The organism is Nocardioides sp. (genome assembly GCF_051876515.1).
GTDB lineage: Bacteria > Actinomycetota > Actinomycetes > Propionibacteriales > Nocardioidaceae > Nocardioides.
Window position 1 is genome coordinate 1 of record NZ_JBJEHY010000073.1, and the last position, 14,816, is coordinate 14,816.

The window sequence follows — 14,816 nt, forward strand, 5'->3', positions numbered from 1 at the left end:
CTGGCCGTACGCCACCTCGCCGCGCGTGCCGCCGACGCCGGCCCGGGCCGGCTGCTCGACCTGTGCTGCGGGGCGGCGCCGGTCCCCGCCGTCGTCCTCGACCAGCTCCCCGGGACCGAGGTACTCGCGTGTGACGTCGACCCCGCCGCCACGGCTGCGGCCGCCCTCACGCTGGCGGGCCACCCGTCAGCGGCGGTCCTCACCGGGGACCTGTTCGCGCCCGTGCCGGCGCACTGGCGGGGGACCGTCGACGTGGTGAGCGCCAACGCCCCGTACGTGCCGAGCCGGGCACTGGCCACGATGCCGGCGGAGGCCAGGCTCCACGAGCCGGTCCGCGCGCTCGACGGAGGGGCCGACGGGCTGGCCGTGCACCGCCGCATCGCCGAACAGGTCTCTGGATGGCTCGCCCCCGACGGTGTGCTGCTGGTCGAGCTGGCGCCCGACCAGCTCGACGAGGCGGCCGCGATGTACGCCGCGCACGGGCTCCTCGCCACCGTGCACACCGACCCCGCGCTGGACGCGACCGCCCTGGTGGTCGGCCGGTCGTGAGCGCGGAGTCGTCCGGTGCCGGACGCCCCCATAGACTCGAGGCATGACCACCGACCTCGGCATCCCCCCGGTCCTCGACCCCGAGAGCGCCAAGAGCGTGCTGCTCGCCGCGCCGCGCGGCTACTGCGCCGGCGTCGACCGGGCCGTGATCACCGTCGAGAAGGCGCTCGACCTGTACGGCGCGCCGGTGTACGTCCGCAAGGAGATCGTGCACAACAAGCACGTGGTCGCCACCCTGCAGGAGCGCGGCGCGATCTTCGTCGAGGAACTCGACGAAGTGCCCCAGGGCGCCACCGTCGTCTTCTCCGCCCACGGCGTCTCGCCGGCCGTCCACGCCGAGGCGGCGACCCGCAGCCTCAAGACGATCGACGCGACCTGCCCGCTGGTGACCAAGGTCCACCACGAGGCCAAGCGCTTCGCCGCCGACGACTACGACATCCTGCTGATCGGCCACGCCGGCCACGAGGAGGTCGAGGGCACCGCGGGGGAGGCGCCCGACCACATCCAGCTGGTCGAGTCGCCCGAGGACGTCGCCGCCGTCGAGGTCCGCGACCCGTCCAAGGTCGCCTGGCTCTCGCAGACCACCCTGTCGGTCGACGAGACGATGGCGACGGTCAAGGCGATCCGGGAGAAGTTCCCGCAGCTGCTCGACCCGCCGAGCGACGACATCTGCTACGCCACCCAGAACCGCCAGCTCGCGGTCAAGGAGATCGCCAAGGACTCCGACCTGGTGATCGTGGTCGGCTCGCGCAACTCCTCCAACTCGGTCCGCCTGGTCGAGGTGGCGCTCGAGGCCGGCGCCAAGGCCTCGCACCTGGTCGACTACGCGCACGAGATCGACGAGGCGTGGCTCGACGGCGTCGAGACCGTCTCGGTCACCTCCGGAGCCTCGGTCCCCGAGGAGCTCGTGCAGGGGGTCCTGGCGTTCCTGTCCGAGCGGGGCTACCCCGACGCCCGCGCCGTCCACTCGGCCGAGGAGTCGCTGATCTTCGCGCTCCCGCCGGAGCTGCGCAAGGACATCCGCGCCGCCGAGAAGGCAGCGCAGGCGGCTGCCCAGGGCTGAGGCTCACGTACGAACGGACCGGGCCCCGACCACCTGTGAGGTGGTCGGGGCCCGTCTGTGTCTCGTACGGCCGAGGGGCGGCCGGGCGCGGTCGCGTCAGGCGGGGATCCTGGACCGCTCGCTGAGCGCGGCGGTGCACGCGATGCTGACCAGCGCCAGACCGGCGAGCATGATGCCGACGGCGATGGAGCCGTAGCTTGCGGTCAGGCCGGGGGCCAGCAGCGGCGGGATGGCGCCGCCGAGCACGCCGCCGAGGTTGTAGCCGGTGCCGGCGCCGGTGTAGCGGAAGCGGGTCTCGAACAGCTCCGGCAGGTACGCGCCGACCGGGCCGAACGCGACGCCGAAGATGCACAGGGTGACGGTGATGCCGATGCCGAAGGCCACGGCGGTGCCCTGGTCGAGCAGGGGGAACAGCGCCAGCGACCACACCGCGGCAGCGATCGCGGAGCCGATGATCACCCGCTTGCGGCCGATCTTGTCGGACAGCGAACCGCCGACGAGGGTGGCCACGGCCAGGGCGAGGGCGGCCACGATGCCGATCGCGAGCACCGTCTGGCGCTCCAGGCCGGGGCCGTCGGGGGAGGTTCCGTACGCGGTCAGGTAGGAGGTGCCCATGTAGAAGAAGCCGAAGAAGACGCCCATCAGGCCGCCGGAGAACAGGATCTCGCGGGGCTGGGTGCGGATCACGTCGAGGAACGGCATCTTGCGGGTCTCCGGCTCGGCCTGCGCGGTGGCGGCCTCGGCCTTGAAGACGGGGGTCTCGTCGATGTTCATGCGGATGTAGAGGCCTACCAGGACCAGCAGGCCGGAGACCAGGAACGGCACGCGCCAGCCGAACTGGACGAAGCTGTCGGAGCCCAGGACGAGGTCGCTGATCAGGAAGGTCGCGCTGGAGAGCAGGAAGGCGAACGCGGGGCCGAGCTGCGGGAAGACGGCGTAGAAGCCGCGCTTGTCCTCGGGCGCGTACTCGACGGCCAGGAGGTTGGCGCCGGCCCACTCGCCGCCGACCGCGAGGCCCTGGGCGAAGCGGAGCACGATCAGCGCGATCGGGGCGAGGACGCCGATCGCGGCCGCCGTGGGCAGCATGCCGATCGCCACCGTGGCGAAGCCCATCAGGAACAGGGTCGTGACCAGTGTCTTCTTGCGTCCCAGCTTGTCGCCGTAGTGGCCGAAGATGACCGCGCCGAGCGGGCGGGCGATGAAGGCGACCGAGAACGTCGCGAACGACGCGACGGTGCCGGCGGTCGCGCCGAGGGCCGGGAAGAAGATCTGGGGGAACACCAGGGCCGCGGCCGTGCCGTAGATGAAGAAGTCGTAGTACTCGATCGTGGTGCCGATGCAGGCGGCGAACGCCACCCGCGCCATCGACGGCTTCTTGGCCTCCGGCTCGGGCGCCCGGCGCTGGCCGGGGACCCCGGGCTCGCCGCGGTGGCGGGGGTCCGCCGAGGAGGAGGTTGAACTCTGGATCGTCGAACTCATGTGTGTCTCCAGGTGCCGGGCGGCGGGAGGTCCGTCCGCTTCGAGGAGTGAGTGTGTGGCGTCCATCACGCGCCCCGGCACCCCCCAAAGTGGGTGGGTGCCGCTCGGCGCTGTGACCGGGGCCTCACGAACCGCTGGCCGCAGCAGGGGCGCCGCTGGCCGCAGAACGCTCGCCGTGGCGTCGCCGACTGTTCACCATGGTTCCGCGGCCGACGACGCCGCGGAGGAGGTCAGCGATGGACCAGGTCACGCCACCGAGTGCCGAGACGACGCAGCTGCTCGAGCAGTGCGTCGCGCGGGCGCAGCGCGCTGCCGGGATGGACATCGCCTTCGCGGGTCTCGTCCACCCGGCGCAGAGCCACCTGTCGATCACGTCGCTGCGCGGCACCCGGACGAACTCCCTGGCCAACCTGCGGGTACGCGCCGGCGAGGGGTTGGGTGGCAAGGCGCTGGCCCTGCGGCGGCCGGCGGCGGTCAGCGACTACCTCAACGCCCGCGGCATCACCCGCAGCTACGACCACGCGGTCGCGCCGGAGTCACTGCGGGCGATCATCTCGCTCCCGCTGGCGGCGCCGGGGCGTACGCCGGTCGCGGTCCTCTACCTGGCCGACCGCAGCGGGCACGGGGTGGGGGAGCGTACGGCCGACGCCCTGCGCACGGTCGTGGTCGAGGCCGCCACGGACCTGCACGTCGCGGTGGAGACCCAGCGTCGGCTCGAGGCGGTGCGTGCCGACCTCGCGCGGGCCGCGACCGTCGACCTCCCAGACATGCGCAGCGACCTGCAGGCGCTGCTGGAGGCCACGACGGACCCGGACACCAGGGAGGGACTGCAGCGCGTGCTCGCCCGCGTGGACGGCACCCGTCCGGCGGCGCGCCGCCCCAGCGTGCCGTCGCCGCTCACGCGCCGCGAGGTCGACGTGCTCGGCCACGCCGAGCAGGGTGCCACGAACCTGGAGATCGCTCTGGCGTTGAACCTCACCGAGTCGACGGTGAAGTCGTACATGAAGACCGCGATGGCGAAGCTCGGTGCGGACAACCGGGTACGCGCGTGCCGCGCCGCCCGCCAGCGCGGCTTCCTGGGCTGAGGGCCGCCTAGACTCGGCGCATGGCCCGATACCTCGACATCCACCCCGAGAACCCGCAGCCGCGGCTGATCAGCCAGGTGGTGGAGGCGTTGCGGGACGACGCGCTCATCGCCTACCCGACCGATTCCGGCTACGCGCTGGGCGCCCAGCTGGGCAACCGCGAGGGCCGCGACCGGATCCTGCGCATCCGCGACCTCGACGACAAGCACCACTTCACGCTGATGTGCAGCGACTTCGCGCAGCTGGGGCAGTTCGTGCACGTCGACAACTCCGCGTTCCGGGCGATCAAGGCGTCCACGCCGGGGCCGTACACGTTCATCCTGCCTGCGACCTCGGAGGTGCCCAAGCGCCTCATGCACCCCAAGAAGCGCACCGTCGGCGTCCGGATCCCTGACCACGTGCTGGTGCAGACGCTGCTGGCCGAGCTCGGTGAGCCGCTCCTGACCAGCACGCTGATCCTGCCCGGCGAGACCGAGGCCCGCACGATGGGCTGGGAGGTCAAGGAGGAGCTCGACCACTCCGTCGACCTGGTCATCGAGTCCGGCGACGTGATCGCCGAGCCGACCACCGTCATCGACTGGTCCGAGGGCGCCCCGGAGGTGCTGCGGTACGGCTCGGGCGACGCCAGCCGGTTCGAGGTCTGACCCGCCGGCTCAGGCGTCCACCCGGGCGTCGGCGCGCATCCGCAGCCCCAGACAGGCCAGGCAGAGCAGGAATCCCACGAGGAACGACAGGCTGTGGTGCACCAGCGCGGTGACCAGCGCCTGGGCGAAGCCGTCGCCGGGGTCGGCGACGGCTTCGGGCTGCACGGCCGCGATCAGGGCGAAGGTGACCAGGGTGATGATCGGCGGGAGGGTCGCGACGAGGTAGAAGTCCTCGGGCCGCACCAGCCAGGCGAGCAGCAGGCACAGGGTGATGAAGACGAGGTCGTAGAAGAGTCCGACCCCGTCCATGAGGGCCACGTTGATCCAGGCGGCGGTGAGCGCGACGGCGAACCCGAGCGCGGTCAGGGACCGGCCGGTTTCCAACCCCACTTCCCAGAAGGGCCTGGACTGGCTCACAGGGTCACCGTAGAGCGCCAGTTCAGGCTCCTTCGACGCGGCGCGCCGTGGCGCGGGCTGACGGCCCCACCGAGGGGCCCTCAGCGAGGCCCGGGAGGAGCTGGGTGGTGGAGGCGTCGTCCTGCTCCACCAGCTCTTCGACCTGCGGGGTGCTGAGGGGAGCGGATGCCTCTCCCAGGGCCGCGAACTCGGGGGCGGAGAGGGTCCTGGGGGAGGAGGTGACCTGACGCGGACCCTCGAGCGGTGCGTCGGTGACGCCGAGATCGCCGAACTGGCGGGCCGTCACCAGCACCCTGCCCTCCAGCGATCCGACGGAGCTGTTGTACGCGTCGACGGCGCGGCCCAGGGAGCGCCCGAGCTGGTCGAGGTGTCCGCCCATGGTGGCGAGGCGTTCGTGCAGGGTGCGGCCGAGCTCGGCGACCTCCGCTGCCTGCTCGGTGAGACGCTCGTGGGACCAGCCCTGGGCGACGGTGCGCAGCAGGGCGATCAGCGTGGTGGGGGTGGCCAGCACGACGCCGCGCTCGGCCGCGTGCTCGAGCAGGCGCCCCTCGGACTCCAGTGCGGCGGACAGGAACGCCTCGGCCGGGACGAACATGACGACGAACTCCGGCGTCTGCTCGAACGAGCGCCAGTACGCCTTGGCCCCGAGGGCGTCGATGTGCTGGCGCAGCTGGCGGGCGTGCCGGGCGAGGTGGTGCTCGCGGGCCTCCTCGTCGTCGGCCCCCGTGGCGTCGAGGAACGCGTCGAGCGAGACCTTGGCGTCGACGACGACCTGACGGCCGCCGGCGAGGTGGACGACGAGGTCGGGACGTACGCGGCCGTCGTCGCGCTGGACCTGCTCGGAGAAGTCGCACCGCTCGACCAGTCCGGCGAGCTCGACGACGCGGCGCAGGTGCATCTCTCCCCACCGGCCGCGGACCTGCGGCTTGCGCAACGCGGTCGACAGGGTCTGGGTCTCACGCCGCAGCGTCTCGGTGGAGAAGCGCATCTCCTGCACCTGCTGGTGCAGCTGGCCCTGCCAGGCGCTGCGCTCGCGGGCAAGGTCGTTGAGCTGGTCGTGCAGGCGTGCCAACGACTCGGTGACGACCGCGTGGTCGGCCGTGCGCTGCTCGAGGGCGCGCGAGGTGACCGGGTCGTCGGTGGTGGCACGGGTGCGCGACCACAGCACCCCGATCAGCCCGCCCAGCCCGAGGCCGAGCAGCAGCCCGAGGAGAACCAGCCCCAGCGAGATCAACGTGTCCATGCGGCCAGCCTGCCGGGTGCCACTGACATTTCGGCGAGCCCGGCCGGGGCGTCCGGTCAGTCGGCGATGTCGATGACCACCGGGGCGTGGTCGGACGGGGCCCCGGGGAACACGTTCGGGTCGCGCTCCTCGCGGTCCACGAAGGCGCCGGTCACGCGCTCGGCGAGCGGTGGCGAGGCCAGCGCGAAGTCGATCTTCAGGCCGCGGTCGCGCTCGAAACGCTGACGGTAGTAGTCCCAGTACGTGTACGACGGGGCGTGGGCGCGGGTCACCTCGGACCAGCCGTCCTCACCGAAGGCGGCGAAGGCGTCGCGCTCGGCGGGCGTCACGTGGGTCTTGCCGCGGAACTGGGCCATGTCGAACACGTCGGTGTCCAGCGGGGCGATGTTCCAGTCGCCGACCAGCGCGGTGGGGGTGTCCAGCCACTCACGCGACGACTCGCGCAGTCGCGCCAGCCAGTCGAGCTTGTAGAGGTAGTGCGGGTCGTCGACCTTGCGCCCGTTGGGGACGTACAGGGACCAGATCCGGACGCCGCCGCAGACGGCGCCGATGGCACGCGCCTCCGCCTCGCCCGGGTCGCCGAACGGCGGCTGGCCGGGGAACCCGACGGTCACGTCGTCCAGCCCGACGCGGGAGAAGACCGCCACGCCGTTCCACTGGTTGAGGCCGACCACGGCCGACTCGTACCCGGCCGACTCGATGCCCATCAGCGGCAGCTGGTCGGGCTTGGCCTTGGTCTCCTGGACGGCCAGCACGTCGACCTCGTGCCGGGCCAGGAAGGCCTCGACGCGGTCGATGCGGGAGCGGAGCGAGTTGACGTTCCAGGTCGCGATGCGCACTCCGCAACCCTAGGCGGACGCCGGCGCGTCCAGGAACTCGCCCACCGCGTGCGGGGACGAGGCGTGCGCCAGCGCGACCGCGACCGGGAGGGCGACGTCGTGCAGGCGTACGGACTCGCCACCCGCCGCCGTCGTGGCGACCAGGTCGGCCAGCCCGAGACGGCGCTGGAAGATCGACTGCTCGATCACCCAGCCGATGATGCCGTCGCGCTGCAGGACCTCGCGTCGCCGCGTGAAGGTGCCCGAGCCCACCACCAGGTGGCGCTCGGTCAGCGCGTGACCAAGGTGGCGGTACGACGCCTCCGCCGCGACCGCGCTGAGCACCGCGGTGATCCCCAGCAGCACCCACGGCAGCCGCAGCACCAGCTCGGGCGCCCAGGCGAACGTGTCGGGCCACCGGTCGATCGCCCACTCGAGCACGCCGACGATCACGGCGGTGATCGCGATGTCGATGAGCGCACCGACGTACGCACGGCGGCGGGCCAGCCAGCCGTGCGGCACCAGCGGCGTGGTCATCGGCAGCGGGTCGCCGAGGACCTCGGCGCCGACGCGCTGGGCCACCGACAGGGGCACCGCGGGCAGCAGGCTGGGGGTGTTGTCGGACAGGCCGGTCGTCATGGCGGAGATCTCGGCGCCGTGCGCGGCGCGCATCAGCAGCGGTTCACGCAGGTCGACCCCGCGGACCCGCTTCTCCTCGACGCTGGTCGACCGGGTCGAGAAGAGGCCGGCGGTGAGGTTGAGGTTGTCGCCGTCGCTGACAAGGCGCAGGGCCCACCACTTCGCGACGTACTCGGAGACCGCCGCCAGGCACCACAGCACCACGGCACCGACGAGCACGACGAGCACCACCAGCACGACGGAGAACGAGGTGACCCAGGCCCACGCGTCCTTGAGGTGGTCGGCGTCGAAGATGGGCAGGTCGTCGACGAACTGGCTGAGGAAACCGATCGCGGCGGCGAGCACGACCAGCCGGGTCAGGCTGAGTGGAGCGAACCGCGCCCACGACCACTCGAAGCGGGCCAGCTCGACCGGTGCGGGAGCCGGTGCCAGCGGGGCCGACGTCGGCTCGCCCCAGCCGTCGCCGCCGGGCACGGCCTCGACCGGTGCGGTCGGCGCGCTCGCTGGGGCCTGCGCCCGCTTGGCGAGGAGGACCGTACGCAGCTGCTCGGCGTCGTTGACCGCCAACGCGTCGAGCGCGAACTGCTCGTCGTCGACACCGGTGCCGATCTCGACCTTGCGCAGCCCCAGCACCCGGTGCAGCACTCCCGCGGTGAGGTCGACGCTGCGGACCCGCTCGAGCGGAGCGGTGCGCTTCTTGCGGTTGAGCAGACCGGTGTGCATCTCGAGCCGGTCCGCGTCGACGCGGTAGTACGTCGTCAGCCAGGGGATCACGGCGACGGCGGCGATGATGGCGAGGGCCAGCGGCACGGCGATGAGTGCGAGCTCGGGGCGGCCGCTGGAGAACAGCGCGATCAGACCACCGACGGCCGGGATCGCGGCCTCCTTGAGGACCTTGAACGGGTCGACGAGGAGTTTTTTGGCGTTGACGCGCTCCCAGCCCTCGCCCTCGGGACGGAACCGGCTCACGTCGCGTCGCCCTCGTCGGCGGCAGTGATCGCGGTCAGCCGGGCGGCGAGTTCGCGCGTCTCCTCGGCGTCGAGCCCGGTGATGGTGATCGGTCCGGCGGCCGAGGCGGTGGTGACGGTGAGGGCGGCGATCCCGAAGGCCCGCATGATCGCGCCCTGGGAGAAGTCGACGGTCTGGACCCGGTTGATCGGGGCGATCCGGGTCTCGCGGCCGATCCAGCCTGACCGGGTGTGGATCGCCTCGTCGGTGACCTCCCAGCGGTGGACCCGGTAGCGGATCGTCGGCATCGCCGTCACGTGCGCCACCGCGTACACGACGAACGCCACGAGCAGCAGCGTGGCCCACCAGGGGCGGCCCGGGACGAAGAACCAGCCGACGGCCAGCGCCACGCAGAGCACGACGTCCCACACCAGTGCCGTGACCCTCCAGTACGTCACCGCGCGCGGTGAGACCCGGTTGGCCGGCTCGCGCAGCGCGAGGCCCGCGTCGGGGGACAGAGGGACGGGAGTGTCGTGATCGCTGCTCACGTGCAGGACTCTGTCACACGCCACCGACACGGAGCGCTACCATCGTCGCGATCCGCCGGGCACTGACCTTGCCCGGTGTTCCATCCCCGGACTTGGGGCGGTTGATCCGCGTTCGCAGACGTCTCGCGAACGCCTCCCGCCCGTACCCGAAACTCCGGAGACCTTCGTGAACCGACGCATCCGTCGTGCCCCTCTTGCTGCCCTCGCCGTCGCGCTGGCCGTCCCGCTCGCTGCCTGCGGCTCGTCCGCCGAGTCCGACACCCCAGACGAGACGACCGGCTCGTACGCCTTCAGCGTCGACAACTGCGGCACCCCGGTCGAGCTCGACGCCGTCCCGCAGCGGATCGTGGCGATCAAGTCCACCTCGATCGAGCTGGTCGCTGCGCTCGGCGCCGCCGACCGCTTGGTGGGGACCGGGTTCGCCGACGGCCCCGCCCCTGAGGAGTGGGCCGACGGCCTGGCCGACGTGGAGGTCCTCTCCGAGCAGGCGCCCAGTCAGGAGGTCGTGCTCGGCGTCGAGCCCGACCTGGTCCTGGCCGGCTGGGAGTCCAACCTGGCCGCCGACACCGCCGGCGAGCGGGAGACCCTGGCCAAGCTGGGCGTCGCCACGTACGTCTCCCCGGCCGCGTGCCAGGAGAAGGAGTACCAGCCGGACCCGATGACGTTCGACGCGCTCTTCGACCAGTTCGCCGAGGCCGGTGATCTCCTCGACGAGCAGGACGCCGCCGCGGAGCTCGTCGACAGGCAGCGCGCCGAGCTGGCCGAGGTGCCCACCGCTGTCGAGGGCACCACGGCCCTGTGGTGGTCGTCGGGCGAGAACACCCCGTTCGTCGGGGGCGCGATCGGCGCCCCGCAGATGATGCTCGACGCGGTCGGCCTCACCAACGTGGTCACCGAGCACGCCACCTGGACCTCCCTGGGCTGGGAGGCGATCGTGGACGCCGACCCGGACGTGATCGTCCTGGTCGACGCCACCTGGAACTCGGCCGAGCAGAAGATCAAGGCGCTCGAGTCCAACCCGGCCACCGCGGCGCTCTCCGCGGTCAAGGCGAAGCGCTACCTGACGATCCCGTTCCCCGCGGCGGAGGCCGGCGTACGCTCCGTGCCCGCCGCCGCCGACCTCGGCGCCCAGCTGGGCGAGCTCGGGCTGCTCGGCCAGGAGTGAGCGCCGTGTCCAGTGTGAGCCTCGCCCGCCGCCAGCCCCGTGCGGTCGTCGCCTCGACGGCCGTCCGGGCCGCGGTGGTGTGGGTGCTCGCGCTGGCGGCGCTGCCGGTGTCGATCCTGGGCGCGGTCACGATCGGCGCCGCCGACCTCACGGCCGCGCAGGTGTGGGGCTCGATCTCGCACCACCTGTTCGGGACGGCGTCGGAGCTGAGCGTGATCCGCGACGGCATCGTGTGGGAGCTGCGGCTGCCGCGGGTGCTGACCGCGGGCGCGGTCGGCGCGGGGCTGGCGATCAGCGGCGTGGTCATGCAGGCCCTGACCCGCAACCCGCTGGCCGACCCGTACCTGCTCGGCCTCTCCTCGGGCGCCTCGCTCGGTGCGGTCCTGGTGCTGCTCACCGGGCTCGCCGTGGCGCTGCCGGTGGCGGCGTTCTCCGGTGCGATGCTGGCGCTGGCCGGGACGCTGCTGCTGGCCCGCGCGCTCGGTGCGATCACGCCGAGCCGTACGGTCCTGAGTGGCCTGGCGGTCTCCTCGTTCGCGGGCGCGATCACCTCGCTGGTGATCTTCTGGAACACCCAGGGCGACTCGTACCGGCAGATCCTCAACTGGCTGCTCGGCTCGCTGGCCAGCGCCGACTGGGGGAGCGTCGCGATCGGCTGGGTCACCCTGCTCGTGGTCGGCGTGCCGGTGGTCCTGGGCGGTCGGGTGCTGGACGCGTTCGCGTTCGGCGACTCCGCGGCCGCCGCCCTGGGTGTGGCTGTGTCGAGGACACGGTGGCTGCTGCTGACCGGGACGGCGCTGCTGACCGGCGCGATGGTGTCGGTGAGCGGTTCGATCGGGTTCGTCGGCCTGGTGCTGCCCAACGCCGTACGCCTCCTCGTCGGTGCCCGGCACGCGCTGCTGCTGCCGCTCTCGGCGCTGGTGGGGGCCGTCTTCATGATCTGGGTCGACACGGCGGCGCGGACGCTCTTCGAGCCGCGCGAGCTGCCGGTGGGCATCATCACCGTCCTCATCGGTGCCCCCGTCTTCGTGGCGGTCCTCGTACGGAACCGGGAGCGGGCATGAGCGCGGCCGCGCTCGAGGTCGAGGGCGTCAGCGTCGACCTGGGCGGTCGCCGGATCGTCGACGACGTCGCGTTCTCGGTGCCGGCGGGCAGCGTGGTTGCGCTGGTCGGTCCCAACGGTGCCGGCAAGTCGACCCTGCTGCGGGGGATGGCGGGCGCCCTGCCCGCACCGGGCGGCCGGGTCGTCCTCGACGGCGTCGACCTGACGGCCCTGGGCCGCCGGGAGCGGGCGCGTCGGGTGGCGCTGGTGGAGCAGGACGCGCGCAGCGAGTTCTCGCTGTCGGTGCGCCAGGCCGTCGAGCTGGGCCGGACCCCGCACCGCTCGCTGTGGGGCTTCGAGGGCCCGGGCGACCCGGACGCCGTCTCCCAGGCGATGAAGCGGGCCGAGGCCGACGAGTTCGAGGGCCGCTCGGTGGGCGCCCTGTCCGGCGGCGAGCAGCAGCGGGTGCACCTGGCTCGCGCACTGGCCCAGGAGCCGCAGCTCTTGATGCTGGACGAGCCGACCAACCACCTCGACGTACGCGCCCAGCTGCGCACCCTGTCGCTGCTGCGCGACCTCGCCGCGACCGGGACGACCGTGCTGGCCGCCCTGCACGACCTCAACCTGGCGGCGGCGTACTGCGACCACGTCGTGGTGCTGGCCGGCGGACGCGTGGCGGCCGCGGGGGAGGTCGCAGCCGTGCTGGTGCCTGAGGTGATCGAGGAGACGTACGGCGTCGTCGCCGACGTGCTCACCCACCCGCGGACCGGGCGCCCGCTGATCGCCTTCTCGCCGCGTCCCTAGGATGGGGCGCACCCAGCAGGAGGAGGGACCGTGAGCGGACGCGTGGGGTACGTCGCCGCCGTCGACCGGGTCACGCCGCGCGAGGCGGTCGACCTGGCCGTGCTGGCGGAGCGGGCGGGCTTCTCGGGGACGCTGGTGGCGGACCTGTTCCAGCCGTGGCTGCCGTCGTTGGGGCAGGCCCCCAACGTGTGGCCGGTGCTGGCGGCGCTGGCCGAGCACACCAGCGGCGACTTCGGGCCGGGCATGGCGGTTCCGGGCGCGCGGATGCACCCGGTGGCGATCGCCCAGGCCAGCGCGACGCTGGCGGCGATGCACCCGGAGCGGCACTGGCTGACGTTGAGCGCGGGCGAGGCGCTGCACGAGCACGTCACCGGCGGGTACTGGCCGGAGGCGCCGGAGCGGATCAACCGGCTCTTCGAGGCCGTCGACCTGATCCGCCGGCTCTTCGCGGCGTCGGTGGCGGGGCGTGACATCCGGTTCGCGGGAGAGCACTTCACCTGCGAGACGACGCGGCTGTGGACGATGCCGCCGCGGGCGCCGCAGGTGCTGGTGGCCACGGGCGGGCCGGTGACCGCGAAGCGGGCCGGGCGTGCCGCCGACGGGCTGCTGGCGGTGGGGGTGTCGTACGAGCAGGCGGCGCTGGTGCTGGACCGGTTCGCGGCGGGGGCGAAGGAGGCCGGCAAGGACGCCTCGACGATGCCGCGCTGGCTGCACCTCAACCTGTCGTGGGCGCCGAGCGAGGAGCAGGCGCTGGCGCAGACCGCGGAGATGTACCCGATCGCGGCGATGCGGTTCGCCCGCGGTGACCTGCGCTCGCCGCAGCTGATCGAGCAGATCGCGCGACTCGTACGCCCCGAGGACCTGGCGGGTCGGGTGCCGATCAGCAGCGACCCGGCGGTGCACGCGGCCGAGATCCAGCGGTACCTCGACCTGGGCTACGACCGGGTCTTCGTGCAGAACGTGGGGGTCAACCAGGCGGCTTTCCTGGACGTCTTCGCCCGTGAGGTCCTGCCGGCGCTGGGGTGACCCGCTGGCGCGTACCCGGACAGGAACAATCCGCCTGAACGGGTCCGTGAGTGGCCTGCTCGGCCATTGATCCTGTCGGTGTACGACCGCCGAATCCGCGTGGGCCCCCGACCGGCCCTAGAATCACGTCACGTGGCTCTCACCATCGGCATCGTCGGACTCCCGAACGCAGGCAAGTCGACGCTTTTCAACGCCCTGACCAAGAACGACGTGCTCGCGGCGAACTACCCGTTCGCGACGATCGAGCCCAACGTGGGCGTCGTCGGTGTCCCCGACGAGAGGCTGCCCCAGCTGGCCGAGATCTTCGGTTCGGAGAAGATCCTCCCCGCGACCGTCGAGTTCGTCGACATCGCCGGCATCGTGCGCGGCGCCTCGCAGGGTGAGGGCCTGGGCAACAAGTTCCTCTCCCACATCCGTGAGTCGGCGGCGATCTGCCAGGTGACCCGCGTCTTCCGCGACGAGGACGTCACCCACGTCGACGGTGAGGTCAACCCCGGCAACGACATCTCCACCATCCAGACCGAGCTGATCCTCGCCGACCTGGAGACGGTCGAGCGCGCGGTGCAGCGTCTGGAGAAGGAGTCGCGCAAGAACAAGGAGCTCGTCGCCAACCTCGACGCTGCCGTCGCGGCCAAGGCGGCGCTGGAGTCGGGCACGCCGATCATCGCGCTGATCAACGAAGGAAAGATCGACCGCGGGCTGATCCGCGAGCTGTCGCTGCTGACCGCGAAGCCGTTCATCTACGTCTTCAACTGCGACTCCGACGAGCTGCACGACGAGGACCTCAAGGCCAAGATGCGCGAGCTCGTCGCGCCGGCCGAGGCGATCTTCCTCGACGCCAAGTTCGAGTCCGAGCTGATCGAGCTCGACGACGAGGAGGCCGCGGAGTTCCTCGCCGAGGCCGGCGTCACCGAGCCCGGCCTGGAGGTGCTGGCCCGCGTCGGCTTCGACACCCTGGGCCTGCAGACGTACCTCACCGCCGGTCCCAAGGAGACCCGCGCCTGGACGATCAGGAAGGGCGACACCGCCCCCGAGGCCGCCGGCGTGATCCACACGGACTTCCAGAAGGGCTTCATCAAGGCCGAGATCGTCTCCTTCGACGACCTCCTCGCCGCCGGGACCATGGTCAAGGCCAAGGAGGCCGGCAAGGTCCGCATGGAGGGCAAGGACTACGTGATGGTCGACGGGGATGTCGTCGAGTTCCGCTTCGGAGCAACGTCTACAACCAAGAAGTAGGCGTGTCTCCGGGGACTGACTGAGGTCGTTCCCAACCAAGGAGACACCATGACCACACACACCACCGACACGCCGGCCCCGACCGTGCGTTGCTCGATCGATCTGATCCA

General features: G+C 72.1%; 15 protein-coding genes. 9 read left to right on the forward strand and 6 right to left on the reverse strand.

The window, feature by feature from the left end:
• A partial coding sequence (locus ACI379_RS04675; RefSeq protein WP_439790905.1) for a methyltransferase occupies positions 1–549 on the forward strand: 549 nt, incomplete at its 5' end.
• Between the two features lie 43 nt (positions 550–592).
• Positions 593–1,612, forward strand: coding sequence for a 4-hydroxy-3-methylbut-2-enyl diphosphate reductase (locus tag ACI379_RS04680; protein ID WP_439790906.1), 1,020 nt, complete (start codon positions 593–595; stop codon positions 1,610–1,612).
• Between the two features lie 96 nt (positions 1,613–1,708).
• On the opposite strand, the gene ACI379_RS04685 is transcribed toward ACI379_RS04680, so the two are convergent.
• A complete protein-coding gene (locus tag ACI379_RS04685) occupies positions 1,709–3,091 on the reverse strand; it encodes an MFS transporter (protein WP_439790907.1) in 1,383 nt (460 codons plus the stop codon).
• A gap of 236 nt (positions 3,092–3,327) precedes the next feature.
• Here ACI379_RS04685 and ACI379_RS04690 point away from each other — a divergent pair, with 236 nt between their 5' ends.
• Positions 3,328–4,176: a LuxR C-terminal-related transcriptional regulator gene (locus ACI379_RS04690; protein WP_439790908.1), complete on the forward strand. Its 849-nt coding sequence runs from the start codon at positions 3,328–3,330 to the stop codon at positions 4,174–4,176.
• 20 nt (positions 4,177–4,196) lie between these two features.
• On the forward strand, positions 4,197–4,820 hold the full coding sequence (locus ACI379_RS04695; protein ID WP_439790909.1) for an L-threonylcarbamoyladenylate synthase: 624 nt from the start codon (positions 4,197–4,199) through the stop codon (positions 4,818–4,820).
• A 9-nt stretch (positions 4,821–4,829) separates the two neighbouring features.
• On the opposite strand, the gene ACI379_RS04700 is transcribed toward ACI379_RS04695, so the two are convergent.
• Genes ACI379_RS04700 through ACI379_RS04720 form a run of 5 tightly spaced genes read right to left on the reverse strand, consistent with a single transcriptional unit; the run spans position 4,830 to position 9,433 of the window.
• Entirely contained in the window at positions 4,830–5,237 is a 408-nt protein-coding gene (locus tag ACI379_RS04700; RefSeq protein WP_439790910.1) for a DUF6542 domain-containing protein, read from the reverse strand.
• A 22-nt stretch (positions 5,238–5,259) separates the two neighbouring features.
• Positions 5,260–6,480 carry a DNA recombination protein RmuC gene (locus ACI379_RS04705; protein WP_439790911.1) on the reverse strand — a complete coding sequence of 407 codons (1,221 nt, stop codon included), beginning with the start codon at positions 6,478–6,480 and terminating at the stop codon, positions 5,260–5,262.
• A gap of 56 nt (positions 6,481–6,536) precedes the next feature.
• The gene (locus ACI379_RS04710; RefSeq protein WP_439790912.1) at positions 6,537–7,319 is read right to left on the reverse strand and encodes an exodeoxyribonuclease III; all 783 of its coding nucleotides are present in this window, start codon (positions 7,317–7,319) and stop codon (positions 6,537–6,539) included.
• A 9-nt stretch (positions 7,320–7,328) separates the two neighbouring features.
• A complete protein-coding gene (locus ACI379_RS04715) occupies positions 7,329–8,906 on the reverse strand; it encodes a PH domain-containing protein (protein WP_439790913.1) in 1,578 nt (525 codons plus the stop codon).
• On the reverse strand, positions 8,903–9,433 hold the full coding sequence (locus ACI379_RS04720) for a PH domain-containing protein (RefSeq protein ID WP_439790914.1): 531 nt from the start codon (positions 9,431–9,433) through the stop codon (positions 8,903–8,905). The genes ACI379_RS04715 and ACI379_RS04720 overlap by 4 nt, the downstream gene beginning before the upstream one ends.
• A gap of 166 nt (positions 9,434–9,599) precedes the next feature.
• Here ACI379_RS04720 and ACI379_RS04725 point away from each other — a divergent pair, with 166 nt between their 5' ends.
• From ACI379_RS04725 to ychF, 5 genes are all read left to right on the forward strand, one after another.
• On the forward strand, positions 9,600–10,598 hold the full coding sequence (locus ACI379_RS04725) for a putative F420-0 ABC transporter substrate-binding protein (protein ID WP_439790915.1): 999 nt from the start codon (positions 9,600–9,602) through the stop codon (positions 10,596–10,598).
• Positions 10,599–10,603: 5 nt separating this feature from the next.
• On the forward strand, positions 10,604–11,662 hold the full coding sequence (locus ACI379_RS04730; RefSeq protein ID WP_439790916.1) for a putative F420-0 ABC transporter permease subunit: 1,059 nt from the start codon (positions 10,604–10,606) through the stop codon (positions 11,660–11,662).
• Positions 11,659–12,444: a heme ABC transporter ATP-binding protein gene (locus ACI379_RS04735; RefSeq protein WP_439790917.1), complete on the forward strand. Its 786-nt coding sequence runs from the start codon at positions 11,659–11,661 to the stop codon at positions 12,442–12,444. The genes ACI379_RS04730 and ACI379_RS04735 overlap by 4 nt, the downstream gene beginning before the upstream one ends.
• Before the next feature lie 30 nt (positions 12,445–12,474).
• Complete coding sequence (locus ACI379_RS04740; RefSeq protein ID WP_439790918.1) at positions 12,475–13,470, forward strand: TIGR03557 family F420-dependent LLM class oxidoreductase; 996 nt, start codon at positions 12,475–12,477, stop codon at positions 13,468–13,470.
• Between the two features lie 132 nt (positions 13,471–13,602).
• A complete protein-coding gene (gene ychF / locus ACI379_RS04745; RefSeq protein ID WP_439790919.1) occupies positions 13,603–14,706 on the forward strand; it encodes a redox-regulated ATPase YchF in 1,104 nt (367 codons plus the stop codon).
• Positions 14,707–14,816: the final 110 nt, after the last annotated feature.